Raw genomic sequence first — 20382 nt, forward strand, 5'->3', positions numbered from 1 at the left:
CACCTGACATGACCGTCCTGCCAGTCACCATCTGGGGCGAGCCCGTGCTTCACCGGCGGGCGAGCGAGGTGGAAGAGTTCGACGACGAGCTGCGCACCTTGATTGCCGACATGTTCGAGACGAACGAAGCCGCCAACGGCGTCGGGCTGGCCGCACCCCAGGTGGGGGTCGGCAAGCGGATCTTCGTCTTCAAATACGCCAACGAGGACGACGCACCGGACGAAGGCGTTCTGGTGAACCCGGTCCTCACCCTCTCCAAGATCCCTGGCGCCCTTCCCGATCCGGAGGAAGACGTCGAAGGCTGCTTGTCGTTCCCCGGCGAGCACTACCCGCTGCAGAGGGCCGAATGGGCCCGCGTCCAGGGCTTCGACGGCGACGGCCAACCGGTGGACTTCGTCGCGACAGGCTGGTTCGCGAGGGTCATGCAGCACGAGTTCGACCACCTTGACGGAAAGCTCTATGTGGACCGCCTTGTTGACCGATACGCCAAGAAAGCGATGAAGCAGGCCAAGAAGAACGGCTGGGGAGTTCCCGGGCTGACTTGGATGCCTGGTGTTGACCCGGACCCCTTCGGACACTGAGCGATGACCGGCGTCGCGCAGAACGAATTGTTCGAGCTTCTCGACATCCACGGCGAGGACGCTTTGGCATGTGCCTCGCTGTTGGCGTCAGCTCCCGGAGACGGGACGCGACAGGCCCTTGCCAGCCTTCACGCCCGAATTGGCACCTTTCCAAGCAAGTCCGCGTCCGCCGATGGCTGCACGGAAACGGACTGGATCGAAGCGCTCCTGCGCTTCGCGCCGGTAGTCCACCGCCATCATCTTTCCCTCGGCATCCCGCCGGAGTACTCCGCCGCGATCCTGGCCGACGTAGGACTGAACCTTCGTATCAACCGACGGGTCCATGGACGGTTCGGCTTGGACACGTGGGCGTGGCTGACCCTCCACATGGCCGGAAACATCTTCCGGATCGGCCGCTTGCAATTCCACCTTGTGCGCGGCGACGCGGGAGGACCAGCCGCCGTTGAAGACTCTTGGGTGCTGGGTGTCCATATCCCCGAGGACGGCGGCCTCTCCCCTGCCCTCGTGGACACGAGCTTCAGCCAGGCCAGGGAGTTCTTCGAGCGATACTTCCCGGACAAGGCGGTCACCGTGGCGAGCTGCGACTCGTGGATGCTGGATCCCTATCTGGCCCGGAAACTTCCGGACAGCAACATCGCCGCTTTTGCCCGCCGGTTCACCCTTGACCGCTGTTCAGACGCTCCGGCCGACGCCGTCTACTTCACCTTCCGGCAGCGCGGCCTGGAAAACCTCGATCGGCTCCCCCGCGAGACCTCTCTTCAGCGGGTGGTGCTGGAACGGATCGACGACGGCGGGGTCTGGCAACTTGGACACGGCCACTTGGTGCTTCCCCCGGCGCCGGGCAACCAGGCCTGACCCGGGCGCCCCCTCAGGCGGCTACATCGCCCTGATGGTCCGCTGACCGGGGCACGAGTCCAGGACGCGCCTTATGGCGTCTTTCTCCCCCTGGGTGACCCAGAGCCGGTAGGCGGCTTTGACGGAAACCTGACGGGCTACGTAATGGCAACGAAAGCCCTTGTTGGCAGGGAGCCAGCTCGCGGCGTCGCTCGCGCCTTTCTTCACGTTGGCGGGACCGTCAACGGCAATGAGGTTGAGGGGGTCGTTGGCGAGGCTTTGGCGCTGTTTGGCGGTGAGCTGCTGGGCGCCCTTCTGCCAGGCGTCCCCGAGAGCCACCACATGGTCGATCTGTACGGCTGAACTGCTTTCGGAGCCCCTGCGGAAATGGATGACCTGCCCGACGTAGGGCTCACGTAGCTCCCCGGAGGCGATCCTGCATTTGGAGCCTGCGGTGAACTCCGACGCCGTGAGATCCCGCCTCAGGATGTCGTTCCTTGTATCGCAGCCGTTTCGGTCGACGTCGAGCCACGCCTGGCCGAATTCGTTGCGGTCGTAGTTGTCCTTGCCTGCCCGTCCCTTCACGGGAAGCGCCTCCAAGGCATCAACGGCCGAACCGACGGGCACGGGCTGAACAGCTTCCACCGGCTTCATCCAGTCCGGGTCGAAGACCGGAGCTTCCGTTGGCCCGTTAACCGGGTCCTGGCCACCTGCGAACTGCCCGTCGGTGAAGAACCATCCGATGCCGGCGAGTCCACCCGCGATGATGAGAATCACCAGCACCCAGGCCTGAAGGGACTGGCGGCGGGCGCGTCGATAGGCGGCCCAGGTGGTGCTCAAGGGATTGTGTCCTTTCGGGGAGGATTACGTCCCTTGAGACTAGATGAGGGTCAGGTGGCCGATGCCGATATCCACAGTGTGGAGGGGAAGTCGGGGCGCCGGGCTTACTGCTCCTTGGTGACGCGTTTCAGGTCTTCGGCCGCCAACTCCAAAAGGGACCCCAACTGGATAACCCGGTCCTCGGAGATATCACCCGCTGCGTGTGCGGCTTTGGCTTCGTCAAGCAGGCGCTGGGCTTCCTTAAGGTTGGCGCGCGCCACGTCCAGTGCGTGCTCCAGGGTTGTTTCATGTTCCAGAATCTTTTCGCTTTCCATGCGTCCATTCTGGTCAGGTTTCCCGGCTGATACCAGCGCATCAGCCGGGAATACCCTGTGTCTTTCCCGGCCTTGGCCAGGGCAGGCTAGACCGCTGCCGGCTCCAGCGATGCCTTCGGCTCCAGGCCAACGGAGACGCTGCGTGCCGGGAACGACGGCGGGTTCACGCCGGCCATTTCCTCCATGACGCGCACTACCTGGCAGGAGTAGCCGAATTCGTTGTCGTACCAGACATACACCACGAGGTTCTTGTCGTTGGCGATGGTAGCCAGGCCGTCCACGATGCCCGCACGGCGGGAGCCGACGAAGTCCGTGGAGACGACCTCGGGAGAGTCGATGAAGTCGATCTGCTTGCGCAGTTCCGAGTGCAGGGACATCTCGCGAAGGTAGTTGTTGACTTCATCCTTCGTGGTTCCCTTTTCAAGGTTCAGGTTCAGGATGGCCATCGACACGTCCGGGGTGGGAACGCGGATCGCGTTGCCGGTCAGCTTGCCCTGCAGTTCCGGGAGGGCCTTCGCTACCGCCTTGGCCGCGCCTGTTTCGGTGATGACCATGTTCAGGGCAGCCGAGCGGCCGCGGCGGTCGCCCTTGTGGAAGTTGTCGATCAGGTTCTGGTCGTTCGTGAACGAGTGGACGGTCTCCACGTGGCCGTGAATGACACCGAACTTGTCGTTGAGCGCCTTGAGCACGGGAGTGATCGCATTGGTGGTGCAGGATGCTGCCGTAATGATCTTGTCCGTGTCCTCGATGGAGGAGTGGTTGATGCCGTGGACGATGTTCTTCAGCTCGCCCTTGCCCGGAGCCGTGAGCAGCACGCGCGCGACACCTTTGCTCTGCAGGTGCTGGGACAGGCCCTCGGCGTCGCGCCAACGGCCCGTGTTGTCAACCACGAGGGCATCCTTGATCCCGAAGGCCGTGTAGTCGACCGTGGAGGGGTTGTCCGAGTAGATGACCTGGATCTGGACACCGTTGGCCGTAATCGTGTTTGCGGCCTCGTCCACGCGGATGGTGCCTTCAAAGGAACCGTGCACGGAGTCGCGCCGCAGCAGGCTGGCGCGCTTGACGAGGTCGTTCTCGGCTCCCTTGCGGACCACGATGGCGCGCAGGCGCAGGCCGTGCCCGCCGCCGGCCTTTTCGATCAGGAGGCGGGCCAGCAGGCGGCCGATGCGGCCGAAACCGTAAAGCACGACGTCGGTGCTGGTCCGGTCGTCCGCGCCGCGGCGCCCCACAACCTCGGCAAGTTCGGCACGGAGGAAGTCTTCCAGGGGCGTGCCCGCGGCCTCGGCCTTGTACTTCTCGTTCAGGCGGGCGATGTCGATCGCGGCGGCCCCGAGTTCAAGTTCGGCCAATGTGTTCAGTAGCGGCGCGGTTTCCTCGAGCCGGAGTTCGTCCTTGCTCATCCGGCGCGCAAAACGGTGGGCTTTCAGGATGTTCATCGACGACTTGTTGATGAGGCTGCGCCCGTGGATGCTTGTCACCACGTTGTTCTCACGGTACAGCCGGCCGATCACCGGAATCATGGCCTCGGCCAGCGCTTCGCGGCCCATCCATGTATCAAGACAAGAATCTGATGACTGGCTCACAGAACTACCTTCCTAGGGTCAGCTACATACGTCCTCGTACGTAGATGGCGGCCGCCCGGAGTAATCCTGCGGCACTGGCATCGGCGGGACTTCGGTCTGCCCGGACACCTCGAACGCTGCAAAGAAAAACCGCCGGCTGCGAACGCAGAACCGGCGGTGGAACTTCTACGTTCACTGTCCATTCTAAGGTCTGGCACGGGAGGCTTTGGCCGCCCGAACGCGTGAATTCACTCACACACGGCTGAGGGATGGGTTGACCGATACGCCGGGTTCTGTGCTCCCGCGCCGTTGCCGGCGAAGGAGTGGCGACCATCCATCTACGAACGCCGTTGCCGACGCCCTCCAGCGGCCTACCCGGACACTCGGGCGAGCAGCCCTCAATCGTGTCCTGTCTGGCCTTGCTCCGGGTGGGGTTTACCTAGCCTCCCTGGTCACCCAGGGAGCTGGTGGTCTCTTACACCACCGTTTCACCCTTACCCGCTGCCTCCCCGTGCTGGCACAAGCAGGCGCGGGCGGTCTGTTCTCTGTGGCACTGGCCTGCGGGTTACCCCGAGTGGGCGTTACCCACCACCCTGCCCTGTGGAGCCCGGACGTTCCTCGAGCCACTTGCGTGGCGCGCGGCCGCCTAGCCAACCCATCCGCCCTACAGTCTACCGGCGTCGGGCCCAGCACCCCGACCAGTCAATGGTCCCGGCAATGCGGCTAATATCGACTGGTGCTGATTCTGCTGCCGCCTTCCGAAGGCAAGACCCCCGCGGTGAGGGGCTCCGCCCTCGATTGGGAGTCCTTGAGCTTTCCCGAACTCAACAGCTACCGGGCCAAGGTGCTCGACGCGCTGGGCCTGGTCAGCGCGCATGAGGACGCCCTCGCCCTGTTGGGGGTGGGCGCATCCTTGAAGGACGACGTCGAACGCAATACCCGGCTCCACGCCGAACCCGCAGCCCCTGCCCATCAGGTGTATTCCGGTGTCCTCTACGACGCGCTCGGCTACCAGACCCTGACATCGGCACAGCGCCGCAAGGCGGTGGAGTCGATCCTCGTGGTATCCGCCCTGTGGGGCGCCATCGGCTTCGGCGACCGCGTGCCTGCCTACCGCTTGTCCATGGGAACGGCCCTGCCCGACGTCGGGCGCCTCGCGTCGTTCTGGAAACCGCAGCTTACGCAGGCCCTCGCCTTCCGGGTGGAGGGCGAGCTGCTCGTGGACTGCCGCTCGAGCACATACGCCGCGGCCTGGGCTCCGCCCGCGGCGCAGACTGTCTCCGTCAACGTCTTTTCCGAGTCCAACGGCAAACGCACGGTCGTCAGCCACTTCGCCAAGCACACCCGCGGCGAACTGGCCCGGCACTTGCTCAGCCGTCGAGGCAAGGCACCGGGGACCCCCGAACAGCTGCTCAAGGCTGCCTCGGAAATCTGGACAGCGGAGTTGACGGAAGGCACGGCGCGCAAGCCGCACACCCTCAGCATCATCCTGAAAACAGGCAGTTAGTTCCACTCGGCGGAGCGCACCAGGATGCAGCCGGAATCGGGGCAGAACACGATCTCGTCGTCGGCAGCGGCTTTAACCTCGGCGAGGTCGCCCGGGCTGAGCGTCATTCCCGAGCCTTCGGACTTGCCGTGGAACAGCCGGGCGGCCCCCACCCCGCGCTTGGCGAGGGTCTTTTCGTAGATGGCAAGCATCCCGGCGTCGAGCCCTTCGGCGAAGGCGGTCCGCTGAGCGCGTAGATCCTCCTCTTCGGCAACAATCTCGGCGATCGCGGCGTCCAGCTCCGCACGGATCCCGGAGAAGGAACCCTGGATGTCATCGACTATCTGCTGTTGCGCGGCTTGGCGCTCCCTGAGTCCGTCCAGGCGTTCCAGGATTTCCAGTTCGACATCTTCAAGGTCCGAGCGGCGCTTGTTCAGCGACGCGATGTCGCTTTGCAGTGCGACGAGATCCTTGGAAAGTCCCGTCCCACTGTTCAGCCGTGCCTCGTCCCGCGCAATGCGGCTGGCCACCTGCTCGACGTCTGCCTCTGACTTGCGCAGCTCTGTTTCGGCGTCGTGGACGGCAAGTTTCGCGGTCCCGAGAGCACCGTTGGCCACGCTGAGGGCGTCCTGGAGATCGGTGATGCGGGGGTCGTTCTCCAACGTGCGACGGCGGTTCGCCAAGGATTTGAGCTTCGCATCCAACCCCTGCAGTTCGAGCAATTTCAACTGTTCCGCCGGTGCTGCCTTGGCCACGCTTACCTCCGCTTGATCGTGCCGGGGTTGATGTTCAGCCCCAGCCAGGCCTTGGGCCTGCTTGTCTCGACTCTAGCGCCTGGGGTGCTCCCCTGCCTCGCTTAGCCGGGAGTCAGAATGAAGTCCCAGGGATCGCTGTTGGTGGTAGCCACCCGGATCTCGACGTCGTGGCCCTGGTCAGCGAGCACATTGCCGAGCGCTTCGGCCGCCGCGGGCAGCCACAGCCACTCGCTCGCGAAATGCGACACGTCAACGAGGTACGGCCTGCCGTCAACGGCAGCTTCGCGGGCCTCGGATGCGGGGTGGTGCCGCATATCCGCGGTGACGTAGATGTCTGCCTGGCTGGCACGGACGGCGTCGAAGAGACTGTCTCCGGCTCCCCCGCAGACGGCCACACGGCGCACGAGCCCATCCTTGTCCCCGGCGACGCGCACGCCGCCGGCCACTGAGGGCAGGATCTCGAATACCCGCGCGGCGAAATCTCCCAGGGTCATGACTTCGGGCAGGTCGCCGACCCGGCCGATGCCCTCTTCCGGCAGGCCGTGGGCCGCAGGAGCCAGGGGCACGACGTTGTCCAGTCCAAACGCGTCAGCGAGGACATCGGAAACGCCTCCGACGGCGGAGTCCCCGTTGGTGTGCACGGTCAGCAACCCGGTACCGGACTCAATGAGCCGGTGGACAGCAAGGCCCTTGGCACTCGTGGCGGCAACGGAGGTGACGCCCTTGAGCAGCAAAGGATGGTGCGTAACGAGGAGCTCGGCACCCCATTCAATGGCTTCTTCAATGGCGGCGAGTGTCGGATCCACAGCGAACATGACCTTGGTGACGGTGGCGGTAGGCCGTCCGACCACCAGTCCTACCTCGTCCCATTCCTCGGCGAGCGATTCCGGCCAGAGCTCCTCCGCTGCCAAGAGGACCTGACCTAGCGTAGGGGTGCTGGCTCTTGGAGTTCCGGCTGCGCCATTCTCCGGTTCTTCGCCGGATCCTGTATCTGCAACCGAGGTGTTCACAGCTTCCATGCATTACATTCTTGCGCATCCGGCGGCCAAGTCGCGCTTGCCGCAACCGGCCGGTTCGAGATTGTTGCCACTGCCCGGGTCCGCGCCGTCACAGTCCCGTAAGGTTGTGCGGGAATCATCCGGGACTCCCGGCCATTGAAGAGATCATGAAAACTTTTGTACTTGGCGGAGGCTGCTTCTGGTGCCTCGACGCTGTCTACCAGAAGACCAAGGGAGTCAGTTCGGTGGTTTCCGGCTACACGGGCGGGCATATCCGCAATCCTGACTATTACGATGTGTGCTCCGGAATGACGGGCCACGCGGAGGTCGTCGCCGTGACTTTCGACGAGGACATCATTCCGGCGGACATTATCCTTGACATGTTCTTTGCACTACACGATCCCACCACGCTCAACCGCCAGGGCTACGACGTCGGAACCCAGTACCGTTCCTCGATGTTCTACACCACCACGGAAGAAAAGATCCTTTTCGAGGAAGCCATCCTGCGGAACCAGAAACTGTGGTCCAAGCCGATTGTGACCGAGGTCAGCAGGCTGCCGGAATTCTACGAGGCCGAATCCATCCACCAGAACTACTACGCCAAGTTCCCGGAGCAAGGCTATTGCCAGGTGATCATCAACCCCAAGCTCGCCAAGGCCCGGAAATATTACTCTTCGTGGCTCCGCGCGTAGCAGCGTGTAGCACGGCTCGTTAGGCTGACCTCAGCAGTAGCTATTTCAGCGCATTCAGAGAATAGGCATGATTACATGGCACGGATCTACGACGACGTCACCCAGCTGATCGGCGGAACCCCCCTGGTCCGCTTGAACAGGCTCACCGAAGGCTTGGATGCCACGGTTGCCGTGAAGCTGGAGTTCTACAACCCCGCCAATAGCGTCAAGGACCGCATCGGCGTCGCGATCGTCGATGCTGCCGAGAAGTCCGGTGCGCTGAAGCCCGGTGGCACGATCGTCGAGGGAACCTCCGGCAACACCGGCATCGCGCTGGCCTTGGTCGGCGCGGCGCGCGGTTACAAGGTCATCCTGACCATGCCGGAGACCATGTCCACCGAGCGCCGTGTCATGCTGCGCGCTTACGGTGCTGAGATCGTCCTGACTCCGGGCTCTGAAGGCATGCGCGGTGCCGTCGAAAAGGCCCAGGAAATCGTCGCCAACACGGAAAACTCCGTCTGGGCCCAGCAGTTCGCCAACGAGGCAAACCCGGAGATCCACCGCACAACCACTGCCGAGGAAATCTGGGCGGACACCGAGGGCGGCGTGGACATCTTCGTCGGCGGAGTCGGCACGGGCGGCACCATCACCGGCGTCGGGCAGGTCCTGAAGGAGCGCAAGCCGGAGATCCAGATCGTGGCCGTCGAGCCCAAGGACTCCCCCATCCTGAATGGCGGCGCCCCCGGCCCGCACAAGATCCAGGGCCTGGGTGCGAACTTCATCCCGGAAATCCTGGACACCAACGTCTATGACGAGGTTCTCGACGCAACCCTCGAGGACTCGGTGGCCACCGCACGCGCCCTTGGCACCAAGGAGGGCATCCTGGGCGGCATCTCTGCCGGCGCAGCCGTCTGGGGTGCACTGCAGCTCGCGAAGCGTCCGGAGAACAAGGACAAGCTCATCGTGGCAATCGTTCCCGACTTCGGCGAACGTTACATCTCCACCGTGCTTTTTGACGATATTCGCGGCTGATTGCGGACCCCGCGCAACCGCTTTCTTTCATTTCCTGTAGAAAGGTCTTTGTGAGCTTCTTCGCAAGACTTATGGAGGACCTCGAGGCCGCCCGGTCACATGACCCGGCGGCCCGAGGCTCCTTTGAGAACTTTTTTGCCTACTCCGGCCTGCATGCCATCTGGGCACACCGCGTGACGCACAAATTGTGGCAACACCCTGAGCTGCGCTTCCCGGCACGGCTCATTTCCCAGCTTGCCCGGTTCCTGACCGGGATCGAGATCCACCCCGGGGCGACCATCGGCCGCAGGTTCTTCATTGACCACGGCATGGGCGTGGTGATCGGCGAGACCGCCGAGATCGGCGAAGACGTCATGATCTACCACGGAGTGACGCTGGGTGGCCGGTCCTTGGCCAAGGTCAAGCGCCATCCCACCATCGGGGATCGGGTCACCATCGGAGCCGGAGCCAAGGTCCTTGGTCCCATCACCATAGGCGCCGACAGTGCGATCGGCGCCAACGCCGTCGTGGTCAAGGACGCACCGCCTGAATCGATCATCACCGGCGTTCCCGCGACGTGGCGGCACCGTGATGCCAAGAGCGAAACGAAACCCGCCGTCGACCCCGCCGAGTACTACATCGAGTACCGGATCTAACCGGAAAAGCGTTTGTAGGCGTTCCAGAAAACTGTGTCGAAGGCCCGGTCGGGAAGCACCCTCCGCAAGGCCAGAATGGTCCAGGCACCCCTGCCCACCGGGTAGCGGGTCCTGGGCCTCCGCGAAGTCGCCGCATGGACTATGGCGCCCGCCACAGTACGCGGGTGAGTCGAAAGAGCGGTTCCCGACGTCGATGCAAGGGCGGCCGCCACGATCCCGGCCTGCTCGCGGTAGGGTCCATGTCCCGAGACCATCAGCAGGCTCTCCCCGGCGATGGTTCCCCATTCCGTGTCGGTGCCGGCAGGTTCGATGATTGCCACGTCGATGCCATAGGGCTTCAGTTCCAGGCGGAGCGAATCGCTGAGGCCCTCGACGGCGAATTTGGTTCCGTGGTACCACGCTCCCAGGGGCTCATACATTTTGCCGCCGATCGAGGACACGTTGATGATCCTGCCCGAAGCCGCAGCCCGCATCACCGGAATCACCAGCTGAGACATCCGGGCGAGACCGAAGACGTTGACCTCGAACTGGCGCCGGCCCTCGTCCAGCGGGACCTCTTCCAAGGAACCATAGGAGCCATATCCGGCGTTGTTGACCAGCACGTCGAGCCGCCCCTGCTCGGCCAGGATAAGGTCCACGGCGGCCTTCATCGAGTCATCCTCAGTGACGTCCAGGGGCAACACCTTGATTCCGTGGGCTTTGAGCGGTTCCATCTTTTCGACCCGCCGCGCCCCTGCGTACACGATCATCCCTGTTTTGCTGAGCTTGATGGCGGCTTCGAAACCGATTCCGGTTGACGCACCTGTGACAAATGCGACGCGTTGCGGCATGGACTGCTCCCTCGTGCGGCGGATGGTGATTCCTTCAGGACGTACCTACGGCAAAGGCCGGCGCCTCCACAGTAACGCGGAAGTGCCGGCCTTAGCCGTGAACCGAGTGGGGCAGCAGGGTCCCTAGTGGGTGTCGACTGCCGAGATCTCGGACTTGTCTTCGCCCCAGAGGGTGTGGAAGGTTCCTTCGGCGTCCACGCGGCCGTAGGTGTGTGCGCCGAAGAGGTCGCGCTGTCCCTGGATGACGGCTGCGGCGAGGCGCTTGCGGCGAAGTCCGTCGTAGTAGGCCAGCGAGGAGGAGAACACGGGAACCGGGATGCCCAGCTGCACGGCCGTTGCCACGACGCGGCGCCATGCCGGCAGGGCGCCGGCGATCGCCTTGGTGAAGGCCGGTGCGAACAGCAAGTTGGCTGGCTTCTCCTCGGCTGCGTAGGCGTTGGTGATTTCCTTGAGCAGCTCGGCGCGGATGATGCAGCCGCCGCGCCACAGCGAAGCGATTTCATCGAGCTTGAGGTCCCAGCCGTATTCCTTCGCGGCGGAGGTCAGCATGTCCAGGCCCTGGGCGTAGGAAACGAGCTTGGAAGCGTAGAGCGCCTGGCGGACGTCCTCGACGAAGTCTTCGGGGACCTCGACGGCGATTTCCTCGCCCGCGAGCAGCTCCTGGCCCAGCTTGCGCTGTTCTGCCTGGGAAGAGAGGGCCCGGGCGAAGACGGACTCCGCGATGCCCGAAACCGGGGAGCCGAGCTCGAGTGCGGAGATGACCGTCCAGCGGCCGGTGCCCTTCTGCCCGGCAGCATCGACGACCACATCGACGAACGGCTTGCCCGTCTTGGCGTCGACGTGGCCCAGGACCTCTGCGGAGATTTCGATCAGGAAGGAAGCGAGTTCGCCCTTGTTCCATTCGGCGAAGATCTTGGACTGCTCGGCCGGCTCGATGCCAGCGCCGGAGCGCAGGAGATCGAAGGCTTCACCGATGACCTGCATGTCGGCGTATTCGATGCCGTTGTGGACCATCTTGACGAAGTGTCCGGCGCCGTCGGTGCCTATCCACGCGCAGCAGGGCTTGCCGTCAACCTTGGCGGAGATCTTTTCGAGCAGCGGGCCCAGAGCCTCGTAGGACTCCTTGGAACCGCCGGGCATGATGGAGGGGCCGTTGAGGGCCCCCTCTTCGCCGCCGGAAACGCCGACGCCCACGAAGTGCAGGTCCTTCTCGGCCAGCGCGGATTCGCGGCGGCGGGTGTCCTCGTAGTGCGAGTTGCCGGCGTCGATCACGATGTCACCGGGTTCCAGCAAGGGGACGAGCTGGTCGATGACGGCGTCAACCGGCTTGCCGGCCTTCACCATGATCAGGACTCGGCGGGGCTTCTCGAGGGAGTCCACGAGTTCCTGGAGGGTTTCCGTGCGGATGAAGTCGCCGTCCGTGCCGTGCTTGGCCAGCAGGGCGTCGGTCTTCTCGACGGAGCGGTTGTGGAGGGCAACGGTGAAGCCGTTGCGGGCCAGGTTGCGGGCCAGATTGGCGCCCATCACCGCGAGGCCGGTGACACCGATGTGTGCTGACATCAAAACTCCAATTCATTCTTGTGCATCGAGTCCTGCTAAGAGCGAGGAAACGCTTTCTAGAGCAGTAGCTGGAATAAACCATACGTATTCGGACCACGTCTGGGAAAGTTGCGCCCACGTTTTGGAAACGTCCGCGTCACAAAAGAGTCTATGTTGCGAGCTCGTCCTCTGGGGAGTTCGCCGGCGCCCGGGCTTCCGGTGGCAGGGCGGTCAACGCCACTATGCTTACGACTATGTCAACCAGTCTCCACTACCGCGCGGTCGAGCACCTCGGTACCCGGATCGTCGGCGGTAAGCTCCCCACCGGTCACGTCATGTTGGCTGAGCACCTTGAGGAGGAACTCAAAGTGTCGCGGTCGGTGGTACGTGAGGCCGTCAGGGTATTGCAGTCTCTGGGACTGGTGGAAACCATCAAGCGTGTTGGCATCCGGGTCCTCCCGGCGCATCGCTGGAATCCCTTCGATCCGCTTGTCATCCGCTGGCGGTTGGCTGGAGAAGGCCGCGGCGCACAGTTGCGCTCCCTCGCCGAACTCCGCTCCGCCGTCGAGCCCGTAGCCGCGGAACTGGCCGCCGAAAACGCTCCCGAGTCCCTGCGAAGCGAGCTGGTGGACATCTCCCTGGCCATGCGGGAAGCGGGCCGTGCGGGCGACATGCCCACCTTTCTGGACCTCGACATCCGCTTTCACGCGCTGGTCCTCTCCGGTTCCGGCAATGAAATGTTCGCAAACCTGATCGGGCAGGTCGCGGAGACACTCACCGGCCGGACAGTTCACGGCCTTATGCCGGAACATCCGAAGGAAGCTGCCCTGCAATGGCATCTGGATGTAGCCCAGGGCATCAGGGACGGGGACGGCGACAAGGCCCGCGAGGCCTCGTCCAACATCATGCGGGAGACCATCGCGGACCTGTCGCCGGGCTGGGAAGGCCAGCCCCGGGTATTTGTTCCAGTCGAACGGCCGCGTGCTTAGGCCACCGGCTGGAAGTTCAGCAGGACCTTTCCGGATTCGGCGGAGTTCCTGGCCACCTCGAAGGCCTCCAGGCCGCGGTCCAGCGTGAATTCGTGGGTCACCACCGGATCCACGTAGAGCGAACCGTCCGCGAGCGCCGCAATGACCTCGTCAATCTCGTTGTTGAAACGGAAGGAACCGAACAGTTCGAGCTCACGGGTGATGGCCAGCGAAATGAAGACCGGCTGCGGTCCCGAGGGCAGCAGCCCGACCATGACCACCTTGCCGCCGCGTACTGCGCCCTTGATGGCCGACGCCAGTCCGAAGTGGCTGCCGGAGGACTCAATGACGACGTCGGCTTCCACGGCGGCAATTGCCTCTGCGTCATCGCCCTTGAGAACTTCGTCGGCGCCCACTGCACGCGCGATCTCAAGTGGCTTGTCGTGCATGTCGACTGCCACGATCCGGGTTGCCCCCGCGCGCTTGAGGACGGCTACTGCCAGCGCGCCGATCGGACCGCTTCCGATCACCAGCGCCGTCTTTCCGGCCACGTCACCTGCGCGGGAGACGGCGTGCCAGGCAACGCTGGCCGGCTCCACAAGCGCCGCCGTGCGCAAGTCCAGCGTGGCCGGAAGGGCCCGGAGCATGCGGGACGGCAGGGTGGCGTAGCGGCTAAAGGCGCCGTCCGTGTGCGGGTACCGCGCTGCACTGCCGAGGTAGGTGCACCCCGGCGATAGGTTGGGCCGGTCTTCCGGATACCTGGCGGCACCCGGAGCGGGGGTTGCCGGATGAACTGCGACGGCGGTTCCGGCTGCCGGGCCGCTGCCATCGGCGGCCTGCTGGACGACGGTGCCGACGATTTCGTGGCCGAGCACCATGGGAGCCTTGAGGATCGATTCCCCCGCCGCGCCATGGAGCCAGTAGTGCAGGTCCGAGCCGCAGATGCCACCGTAGGCGATCTCGACGACGGCCTGGTCAGGGGTAGGAACAACGAGGGCTATGTCCTCGATGCGAAGGTCGCCGGCGGCGTGGGCCACCACCGCGGGTGAGGACTGGGGAAGCTGGAAATCGCTCATTAGACGACCACCGTCATTCCGCCGTCGACGAAGATCGTCTGCCCGTTGACGAAGTTCGAAGCCTCGGAGGCAAGCCATACCGCCGGGCCGGCGAGATCCGCCACGGTGCCCCATCGGTGGGCCGGCGTCCGGCCGAGGATCCAGGAGTTGAAGTCGGGATCGTCCACGAGGTTCTGGGTCATCTCAGTGTGGATGTAACCCGGAGCGATGCCGTTGATCTGGAGTCCGGAGGCCGCCCATTCGGCGGTCATGGCGCGGGTCAGGTTGCGCAGTCCACCCTTGGCGGCGACATAGGGTGCAATAGTGGGGCGCGCCAGGTCAGTCTGCACGGAGCAGATGTTGATGATCTTGCCGCGGCCCCGGGGGATCATGTGGCGGGCTGCTTCACGTCCTACGAGGAAGGCGCTTGTCAGGTCAGTGGTGATGACCCGGTCCCAGTCCTTTACATCCAAGTCCAGCATCGGAACGCGGTGCTGGATTCCGGCATTGTTGACGAGGATATCGAGGGGGCCGACGTTCTCCTCGACCCAGGCAACACCGCGGGAGGCCTCGGTATCGCTGGTGACGTCGAACGCACAGCTGTGGATGCGGCCGGGCCCGAAGTCCGCCGCCATGGCCGCTTCCGCGTCCTTGAGCCGCTCGGCGTTGATCCCGTTGAGGACAACGGTCGCACCGGCGTCGGCCAATCCGCGGGCCAGCGCGTTGCCGATGCCGCGGCTGGATCCGGTAACGAGCGCAACGCGCCCGGTGAGATCAAAGAGTCCACTCATGGTTGATTCCTTACTTAGTTCAAGGGGCTTAGGGAAGAGTCGCTGAGGTTGGCGATGGCCTGGCGGACAACTGCGAGGTCCTGGTCGCCGAGGCCCTGATCAATCAGTTCGCGGTAGAGTTCGACGCCGGCAGTCGCCATCGGGACAGCGGCACCGGCCGCTTCGGCGCTTTCGAGCACGAAATTGAGGTCCTTGTGCATGAACTTCGCGGGACCCGTGGGCGCGTAGTCCTTGGCTGCCAGGCGTGGGCCGACGATCTCCAGGACCCGGCTTCCGGCGAGTCCACCGGCCAGGACATCGAAGAGGGCAGAAGCATCCATGCCCGAGCGCTCGGCGAGTTCGGCTGCTTCCGCGAGCGCCGCCGTCGTGGTCCCGACGATCAGCTGGTTGCAGGCCTTCGCCAGCGAACCGGCACCCAGGTTGCCCATGCGGCGGACCGTGGTGCCCATGGATTGGAGCACGGGAAGCGAGCGCTGGAAGTCTTCTTCGCTGGCTCCCACCATGATGGCCAGCGTGCCGTCCTGCGCCCCCTTGGTGCCCCCGCTGACCGGGGCGTCGACGACGACCGCGTTCCCGCCGCTGGCGTCCTGGACCGTCCGGCCGAATTCCTGGACGGCCGTGGGAGACACGCTGCTCATGATGAGGATCGTGGTTCCCGGAACCGGCGCGCTGGAACGCCAGGAGTCGAGCAGCGGCGCGGCTGCGTCCTGGATATAGGAGAGATCCGGAAGCATGAAAATGATCACGGCTTGGTCCCGGAGCCCGGCAACCGATTCCGAACGTTTCCCGCCGAGCTTCTCCAGTTCGGCCAGCGCCTCGGCCGAACGGTTCCAGGCGGTCACTTCCCAGCCGCCGGCAAGTAGATTGGCGGCCATGGGGAATCCCATGAGCCCGAGCCCCACGAAACCTACGGTCCTGGCAGTCATGTTCCGTTTGCACCTCACTTCTTTGTGGTTCATATTCTCAAAAACTGTTCAATATCCTAGCCGCAATTCAGTATGATGAACACTATGACGACTGATGAACTTGCCATCGCGATCGCGGTCCCGCTCGAAGCTGAGCATGTGGAGCGTATCCGCGCAGTGGATCCCCGCATTACTGTCCTTTACGAACCCGAACTTCTTCCCCCGGAGCGCTTTCCGGCCGACCACTCCGGCGATCCGGATTTCAAGCGCACCCCGGAACAAGAGGAGCGCTACTGGTCCATGCTGAACAAGGCACAGGTCCTTTACGGCTTCCCCAATGAGAACCCGGCCGGGCTGGCCCGCATCGCCCTGAGCAACCCGCACCTGCAGTGGATCCACGCCATGGCAGCGGGCGCCGGTGGCGCCGTCAAGGCTTCCGGCCTCGACAGCGAGACCCTGCAGAAGTTCAAGGTGACCACCTCCGCAGGCGTGCACGCCCTTCCGCTTGCCGAGTTTGCCGCCCTTGGCATCCTCAATGGCTTCAAGCGGAGCGCGGAACTCGCGCAGGACCAGGCTGCGAAGGTCTGGCCGGAGCTGCGGACCCCCACCAAACTTGTCAACGGCTCCAAGCTGGTCGTCACGGGCCTCGGCGAAATCGGCCTTGAGACCGCCCGCATCGCCCGCGCACTCGGCATGAAGGTCAGCGGAACCAAGCGGAACGTCGAAGCGATCGAAGGAATCGACGAGGTCTCGGACAACGATGGCCTGGCAGGACTCCTGGCCACGGCCGATGCCGTCGTCAACACCCTGCCCGGTACGCCGTACACGGAAAAGCTCTTCAACCGCGAGGTTTTCTCGGCCATGAAGCCCGGAACGGTCTTTGTCAACGTTGGCCGTGGAACCGTGGTTGACGAGGAGGCCCTCCTCGAAGCCCTGGACAACGGCCAGGTGTCCTACGCCTGCCTTGACGTCTTCGCCGTCGAGCCGCTCCCCCAGGACAGCCCACTGTGGAACCATCCCAAGGTCATGGTCTCTCCGCATACGTCGGCACTCAGCGCGGCTGAGAACCGCCTCATTGCCGAGCGTTTCGTCAGCAACCTGCGTACGTTCCTCGACGGCGGGGAGCTCCCCCACCTCGTGGATACGGTGCACTTCTACTAAAGCGCGAACAACCAGCGCGTCCTGGCGGCCCCTCCGGTATTTCCGGAGGGGCCGCTTTGCTGTGTGGGGCTTACTGTGCGGGGCTTACTGTGTGGGGCGGCGCAACAAAGCGACGGCCCCCTCCGAATTTCGGAGGGGGCCGTCGCTGCTTGCGTACCTCGGGGTACGGGACTAGCTACTTCGCGTCTTCCAGGGAAAGGAGGTCGCGGCCAGCCGTTTCCGGGGTGAAGAAGGTGGTGATGTACGAAATCAGCGCCAGGACCAGCGAGTAGACCGCCAGGACCACCCAGGAGTTGCCCGTAGCGGCAAGGAGTGCGACGCCAACGAGGGGCACGAGTCCGCCGGCCAGGACCGCAGACAGTTCCCGGCTCAGGGCGACGCCGGTGAAGCGGTACTGCGAGCCGAAGAGTTCGGGCAGAAGCGGGCACTGCGGGCCAAGCATGGACTGCACGCCGAGGGCGATGCCGACCACCATGACGGCCCACACGAGGGTCACGTTGCCGAGGGTCACCAGGTAGAAGGCGGGAATCGCGAAGATTGCCTGGAACAGGGCTCCATAGCGGTAGACCTTGACGCGACCGATTCGGTCAGACAAGGCACCGAACGTAACCACCATGACGGCGGCAAATCCGGCGGCGATCAAGAGACCGACCGGGCCGATGAACTTGTCGCCCGGGAAGACGCCTTCCTTGACGGACATGAATGAGATGAGCAGTGCCGAGTAGATCGAGGAGTTGCCGTTCTCGCCCATGCGGAGGCCGATGCCCACCAGCACGTTCTTTTTGGAGTGCTTCCAGAGCTCTCCAACGGGGTTCTTCACCACGTTCTTGTGCTTCTCCAACTCCTGGAACACCGGGGTTTCCTTCAGCCTGAGACGGATGAAGATTGCGACGACGATCAGCAGGAAGCTGGCGAGGAAAGGCACACGCCACAGCCAGCCTTCGAGCACGCTCTTGTTGGCCATGCCAATCAGGGCGAAGGTGCCGGCGCCGAGGAGGGTTCCAAGCTGGATGCCAACGAACGGAAGTGAAGCGAAGTAGCCGCGGCGCTTGGGCGGAGCGACTTCGGAGATCAGCGTGGTTGCGCCCGCCTGTTCCGCACCGGCACCGAGGCCCTGGATAATACGGAGCGTCACCAGGAGGACAGCGCCGAGCATGCCGGCCTGGTCGAACGTCGGCAGCAAGCCAATGGCGAAGCTGGCGAGGCCCATCATGCCAATGGTCATCAGAAGGACCATCTTGCGGCCGAAGCGGTCACCGATGAATCCGAAGAAGATACCGCCGAAGGGCCGCGCCGCGAATCCGACGCCATACGTGGCGAACGACGCGATCAATGCGCCGCTTTCACCCAAGGGCTTGAAGAACAGCGGTCCGAAGATCAGGGCCGAAGCCAGGCCGTAAATGTAGAAGTCGTAGTACTCCAGGGCGGATCCTACGGAGCTGGCAAGAGTTGCCCTTCGCAGCTGTTCCGGCTCAACTACTGCGCCGTCCGTCTCAGCAAGCTTTGTCTTAGTACGAGTTGTCACAAGCACTCCCTCAAGAACACCCCAGACCCCCGTTGGCCTGGCGAGATAGTGTCAGCCGCCATGGCGTGAATCACTATAGTGAACAGAGTACAGCACGTTGGACAAGTTTCAAGTGGTGTAATCAGATTTATTTATGACCCCGCCGGGCGGCGGGCTTATGACCGGCCGGGCGGCGGGATCCGCTACCCCATCGGGTTGCCCAGCGAGTGGGCGAGCTCCTTGAGTTCCTTCACCATCAGGGCAGCCTGCTCCTCGGAAAAAGTGGCCTTTAGGGCTGTCACCGAGAGACCGAGACTGGGGCCGTGCGCCCCGTGGGTCGGCACGGGCACGGCAAGGCAAACCACGCCGAGCGTGGATTCCTCGTCCTCCAGGGCATAGCCCTGCTTCCGGATCGCGGCGACCTGGGCTTTGAGCTCGGCGGCACTCCGCAGGGACTTCGGGGTCATGACAGGGAGCTCCACGTCGTCCGGGAACATCGCCTCGATGTCATGGTCGTGAAGCTGGGCCAGGAGAACCTTTCCGACGGCGCTCAAGGAAAGCGGCATTTTGTCGCCGATGTTCGACGTGAGCCGGACGGCCGGGTGCCCTTCGTAGCGCGCCAGGTAGATGATGTGGTCGCCGTCGATCATCGCGATCCGCACGGTTTCGCCGGAGAGCGTTGGTGCCTGCTCGCAGAACTTGTAAAACTCCTGGACTTCATCGAGCCTGCTGAGATACGCGGCGCCAAGCTCAACCAGCTTCCGGCCCAGTGAAAAGTCGGCACCTTCGCGGGTAATGAGCCGGGCCTCCTCAAGAGCGAGCAGCAGGTTCGACGTGGAAGACTTCGGAATCCCGAGCTCCCTCGAAAGGTCGCTCAGCGTCAGCCGGCCCGAAGGTGCCTCCGCCAAGGCATCCAAGACTGCGGCTGCGCGGGTCACGGCGGGCGCCGGCGAGGAGCTCCCCAATCCCTCGGCGGAACGGGGGGTGCGGGAATCGGCCATGATTCTCCTTCGCAATCGTGCGTCTGGCGCAGAGTGGGCGCGTGCCAGGCAGAAACGCTACCCAGGGGCAGCGGAACTCCGGTCCGCGGCAGTCGCGCTTGTTCAATCCACTGAACAACCACCATCATAGTGGCTCGGTGCCGGGATGGGACGCGCCGGACGGAGAGCGGCTTCCTTTCCATATCCAAAAATTCTCTGTATATTCATCTATGAGCTCTCCACCGCGGCATCCCCCAATAGTCGCGGTGGAGAGCTCTTCCACTTTCCCGGCTCGAATCAGGTGCGCCGCTGGCCCTGCTGCCGCCAGGGTGTGAGCCGTGGCAGCCAGCGCGGAACGTTGGCACGGTAGTCCTCATACTCGGCGCCGAACCTCCTTGCCAGCGTTGGCTCCTCATACAGCCTGACGAAAGCCACCACGGGAATTGCGCCCAGCGCGGCAAGGCCAAAAAGCTTAGGTTGTCCCAGCAGCAGGCCCTGTCCGGTGATCGCAGCGCCAACGCCTACGTAGATGGGGTTCCGCACGAACTGGTAGAAACCGCTGACCACCAGGTTCTTCGGCGGCGCAAAGGGTGCGGGCGTGCCCATTCCCTCCAGGGCGAACCGCGCAAACGAATTGGTGATCACGGCCGCGCCTGCGCCGACCAGGAGAACACCTGCGCACTGGGCCGCCAGTCCGCCGGGCACCGGCTGTTGCACTTTCCAGCGGGTCACAACCCACGGCAACAAACCGGCGGCGGTAGCCGGAGCTGCGGCGAACACCGCTGTACCTATTTTCGCCAGCCTCTTCTCACGCGCTGCATCTCCGGATGCCGTCATGCTGCCATTCTGAACCGCCGAACGATTGGCGGCAACCATCAGGACACGAACGTACCCGGAATAGAAGGAAAGCCCCTGAGCTGCGTTTTCGCAGATCAGGGGCT

21 protein-coding genes and 1 other RNA gene are annotated in these 20382 nt (G+C 64.0%); 8 read left to right on the forward strand and 14 right to left on the reverse strand.

Translation table 11 applies throughout. The features are described from left to right. The first annotated feature begins 8 nt into the window (after positions 1-8). Both def and AB0O52_RS12245 read left to right on the forward strand, forming a co-directional pair. Positions 9-581, forward strand: a complete 573-nt coding sequence (gene def / locus AB0O52_RS12240) for a peptide deformylase (RefSeq protein ID WP_364537891.1) — start codon at positions 9-11, stop codon at positions 579-581. A 3-nt stretch (positions 582-584) separates the two neighbouring features. Continuing rightward, positions 585-1436: an acyltransferase domain-containing protein gene (locus AB0O52_RS12245; RefSeq protein ID WP_364537893.1), complete on the forward strand. Its 852-nt coding sequence runs from the start codon at positions 585-587 to the stop codon at positions 1434-1436. A 21-nt stretch (positions 1437-1457) separates the two neighbouring features. On the opposite strand, the gene AB0O52_RS12250 is transcribed toward AB0O52_RS12245, so the two are convergent. The 4 genes from AB0O52_RS12250 to rnpB all read right to left on the reverse strand — a co-directional run bounded on the left by AB0O52_RS12250 (position 1458) and on the right by rnpB (position 4789). Further along, positions 1458-2255 (reverse strand): HNH endonuclease family protein, encoded by a 798-nt coding sequence (locus tag AB0O52_RS12250; RefSeq protein WP_364537895.1) that lies wholly within the window; start codon positions 2253-2255, stop codon positions 1458-1460. Positions 2256-2359: 104 nt separating this feature from the next. After that, on the reverse strand, positions 2360-2569 hold the full coding sequence (locus tag AB0O52_RS12255; RefSeq protein WP_364537897.1) for a hypothetical protein: 210 nt from the start codon (positions 2567-2569) through the stop codon (positions 2360-2362). Positions 2570-2655: 86 nt separating this feature from the next. Continuing rightward, positions 2656-4152 carry a glyceraldehyde-3-phosphate dehydrogenase gene (locus AB0O52_RS12260; protein ID WP_364537899.1) on the reverse strand — a complete coding sequence of 499 codons (1497 nt, stop codon included), beginning with the start codon at positions 4150-4152 and terminating at the stop codon, positions 2656-2658. Positions 4153-4397: 245 nt separating this feature from the next. Beyond that, an RNA gene (gene rnpB, locus AB0O52_RS12265) (RNase P RNA component class A) lies at positions 4398-4789 on the reverse strand. Between the two features lie 78 nt (positions 4790-4867). Here rnpB and AB0O52_RS12270 point away from each other — a divergent pair. Continuing rightward, positions 4868-5638: a peroxide stress protein YaaA gene (locus tag AB0O52_RS12270; protein ID WP_364537901.1), complete on the forward strand. Its 771-nt coding sequence runs from the start codon at positions 4868-4870 to the stop codon at positions 5636-5638. On the opposite strand, the gene AB0O52_RS12275 is transcribed toward AB0O52_RS12270, so the two are convergent. Together AB0O52_RS12275 and AB0O52_RS12280 are read right to left on the reverse strand one after the other, a co-directional pair. After that, the gene (locus AB0O52_RS12275) at positions 5635-6372 is read right to left on the reverse strand and encodes a C4-type zinc ribbon domain-containing protein (RefSeq protein WP_364537903.1); all 738 of its coding nucleotides are present in this window, start codon (positions 6370-6372) and stop codon (positions 5635-5637) included. The two genes, AB0O52_RS12270 and AB0O52_RS12275, sit on opposite strands and share 4 nt — an antisense overlap. 101 nt (positions 6373-6473) lie before the next feature. Further along, positions 6474-7391 (reverse strand): Nif3-like dinuclear metal center hexameric protein, encoded by a 918-nt coding sequence (locus tag AB0O52_RS12280; RefSeq protein WP_364537905.1) that lies wholly within the window; start codon positions 7389-7391, stop codon positions 6474-6476. A 146-nt stretch (positions 7392-7537) separates the two neighbouring features. On the opposite strand from AB0O52_RS12280, the gene msrA reads away from it, so the two are divergent. The 3 genes from msrA (at position 7538) to epsC (ending at position 9708) form a co-directional block, all read left to right on the forward strand. After that, positions 7538-8062 carry a peptide-methionine (S)-S-oxide reductase MsrA gene (gene msrA / locus AB0O52_RS12285; protein WP_364537907.1) on the forward strand — a complete coding sequence of 175 codons (525 nt, stop codon included), beginning with the start codon at positions 7538-7540 and terminating at the stop codon, positions 8060-8062. Between the two features lie 75 nt (positions 8063-8137). Further along, a complete protein-coding gene (gene cysK / locus AB0O52_RS12290; protein ID WP_364537909.1) occupies positions 8138-9073 on the forward strand; it encodes a cysteine synthase A in 936 nt (311 codons plus the stop codon). Positions 9074-9123: 50 nt separating this feature from the next. Beyond that, complete coding sequence (epsC, locus tag AB0O52_RS12295) at positions 9124-9708, forward strand: serine O-acetyltransferase EpsC (protein WP_284984325.1); 585 nt, start codon at positions 9124-9126, stop codon at positions 9706-9708. Here epsC and AB0O52_RS12300 read toward each other — a convergent pair. Beyond that, entirely contained in the window at positions 9705-10538 is an 834-nt protein-coding gene (locus tag AB0O52_RS12300) for an oxidoreductase (protein ID WP_364537911.1), read from the reverse strand. The genes epsC and AB0O52_RS12300 overlap by 4 nt on opposite strands. A gap of 123 nt (positions 10539-10661) precedes the next feature. Continuing rightward, positions 10662-12098 (reverse strand): NADP-dependent phosphogluconate dehydrogenase, encoded by a 1437-nt coding sequence (gndA, locus tag AB0O52_RS12305; RefSeq protein WP_364537913.1) that lies wholly within the window; start codon positions 12096-12098, stop codon positions 10662-10664. Between the two features lie 233 nt (positions 12099-12331). Here gndA and AB0O52_RS12310 point away from each other — a divergent pair, with 233 nt between their 5' ends. Further along, the gene (locus tag AB0O52_RS12310; protein ID WP_364537915.1) at positions 12332-13066 is read left to right on the forward strand and encodes an FCD domain-containing protein; all 735 of its coding nucleotides are present in this window, start codon (positions 12332-12334) and stop codon (positions 13064-13066) included. On the opposite strand, the gene AB0O52_RS12315 is transcribed toward AB0O52_RS12310, so the two are convergent. Genes AB0O52_RS12315 through AB0O52_RS12325 form a run of 3 tightly spaced genes read right to left on the reverse strand, consistent with a single transcriptional unit; the run spans position 13063 to position 15817 of the window. Beyond that, positions 13063-14121: an L-idonate 5-dehydrogenase gene (locus AB0O52_RS12315; protein ID WP_364537917.1), complete on the reverse strand. Its 1059-nt coding sequence runs from the start codon at positions 14119-14121 to the stop codon at positions 13063-13065. The two genes, AB0O52_RS12310 and AB0O52_RS12315, sit on opposite strands and share 4 nt — an antisense overlap. Then, complete coding sequence (locus AB0O52_RS12320) at positions 14121-14891, reverse strand: SDR family oxidoreductase (protein ID WP_364537919.1); 771 nt, start codon at positions 14889-14891, stop codon at positions 14121-14123. The genes AB0O52_RS12315 and AB0O52_RS12320 overlap by 1 nt, the downstream gene beginning before the upstream one ends. 14 nt (positions 14892-14905) lie before the next feature. Next, a complete protein-coding gene (locus tag AB0O52_RS12325; RefSeq protein ID WP_364537921.1) occupies positions 14906-15817 on the reverse strand; it encodes an NAD(P)-dependent oxidoreductase in 912 nt (303 codons plus the stop codon). Between the two features lie 72 nt (positions 15818-15889). Here AB0O52_RS12325 and AB0O52_RS12330 point away from each other — a divergent pair, with 72 nt between their 5' ends. Then, entirely contained in the window at positions 15890-16957 is a 1068-nt protein-coding gene (locus AB0O52_RS12330) for a D-2-hydroxyacid dehydrogenase (RefSeq protein WP_364537923.1), read from the forward strand. A 175-nt stretch (positions 16958-17132) separates the two neighbouring features. Here AB0O52_RS12330 and AB0O52_RS12335 read toward each other — a convergent pair whose 3' ends face one another. The 3 genes from AB0O52_RS12335 to AB0O52_RS12345 form a co-directional block, all read right to left on the reverse strand. Further along, positions 17133-18488: an MFS transporter gene (locus AB0O52_RS12335; RefSeq protein ID WP_364537925.1), complete on the reverse strand. Its 1356-nt coding sequence runs from the start codon at positions 18486-18488 to the stop codon at positions 17133-17135. A gap of 176 nt (positions 18489-18664) precedes the next feature. Next, on the reverse strand, positions 18665-19462 hold the full coding sequence (locus AB0O52_RS12340; RefSeq protein ID WP_284751978.1) for an IclR family transcriptional regulator: 798 nt from the start codon (positions 19460-19462) through the stop codon (positions 18665-18667). A gap of 276 nt (positions 19463-19738) precedes the next feature. Continuing rightward, positions 19739-20278, reverse strand: coding sequence for an isoprenylcysteine carboxylmethyltransferase family protein (locus AB0O52_RS12345; RefSeq protein WP_364537927.1), 540 nt, complete (start codon positions 20276-20278; stop codon positions 19739-19741). Positions 20279-20382 lie beyond the last annotated feature (104 nt).

The sequence above is a fragment of the Arthrobacter sp. NPDC080073 genome (genome assembly GCF_040686575.1).
Classification (GTDB): Bacteria; Actinomycetota; Actinomycetes; order Actinomycetales; family Micrococcaceae; genus Arthrobacter.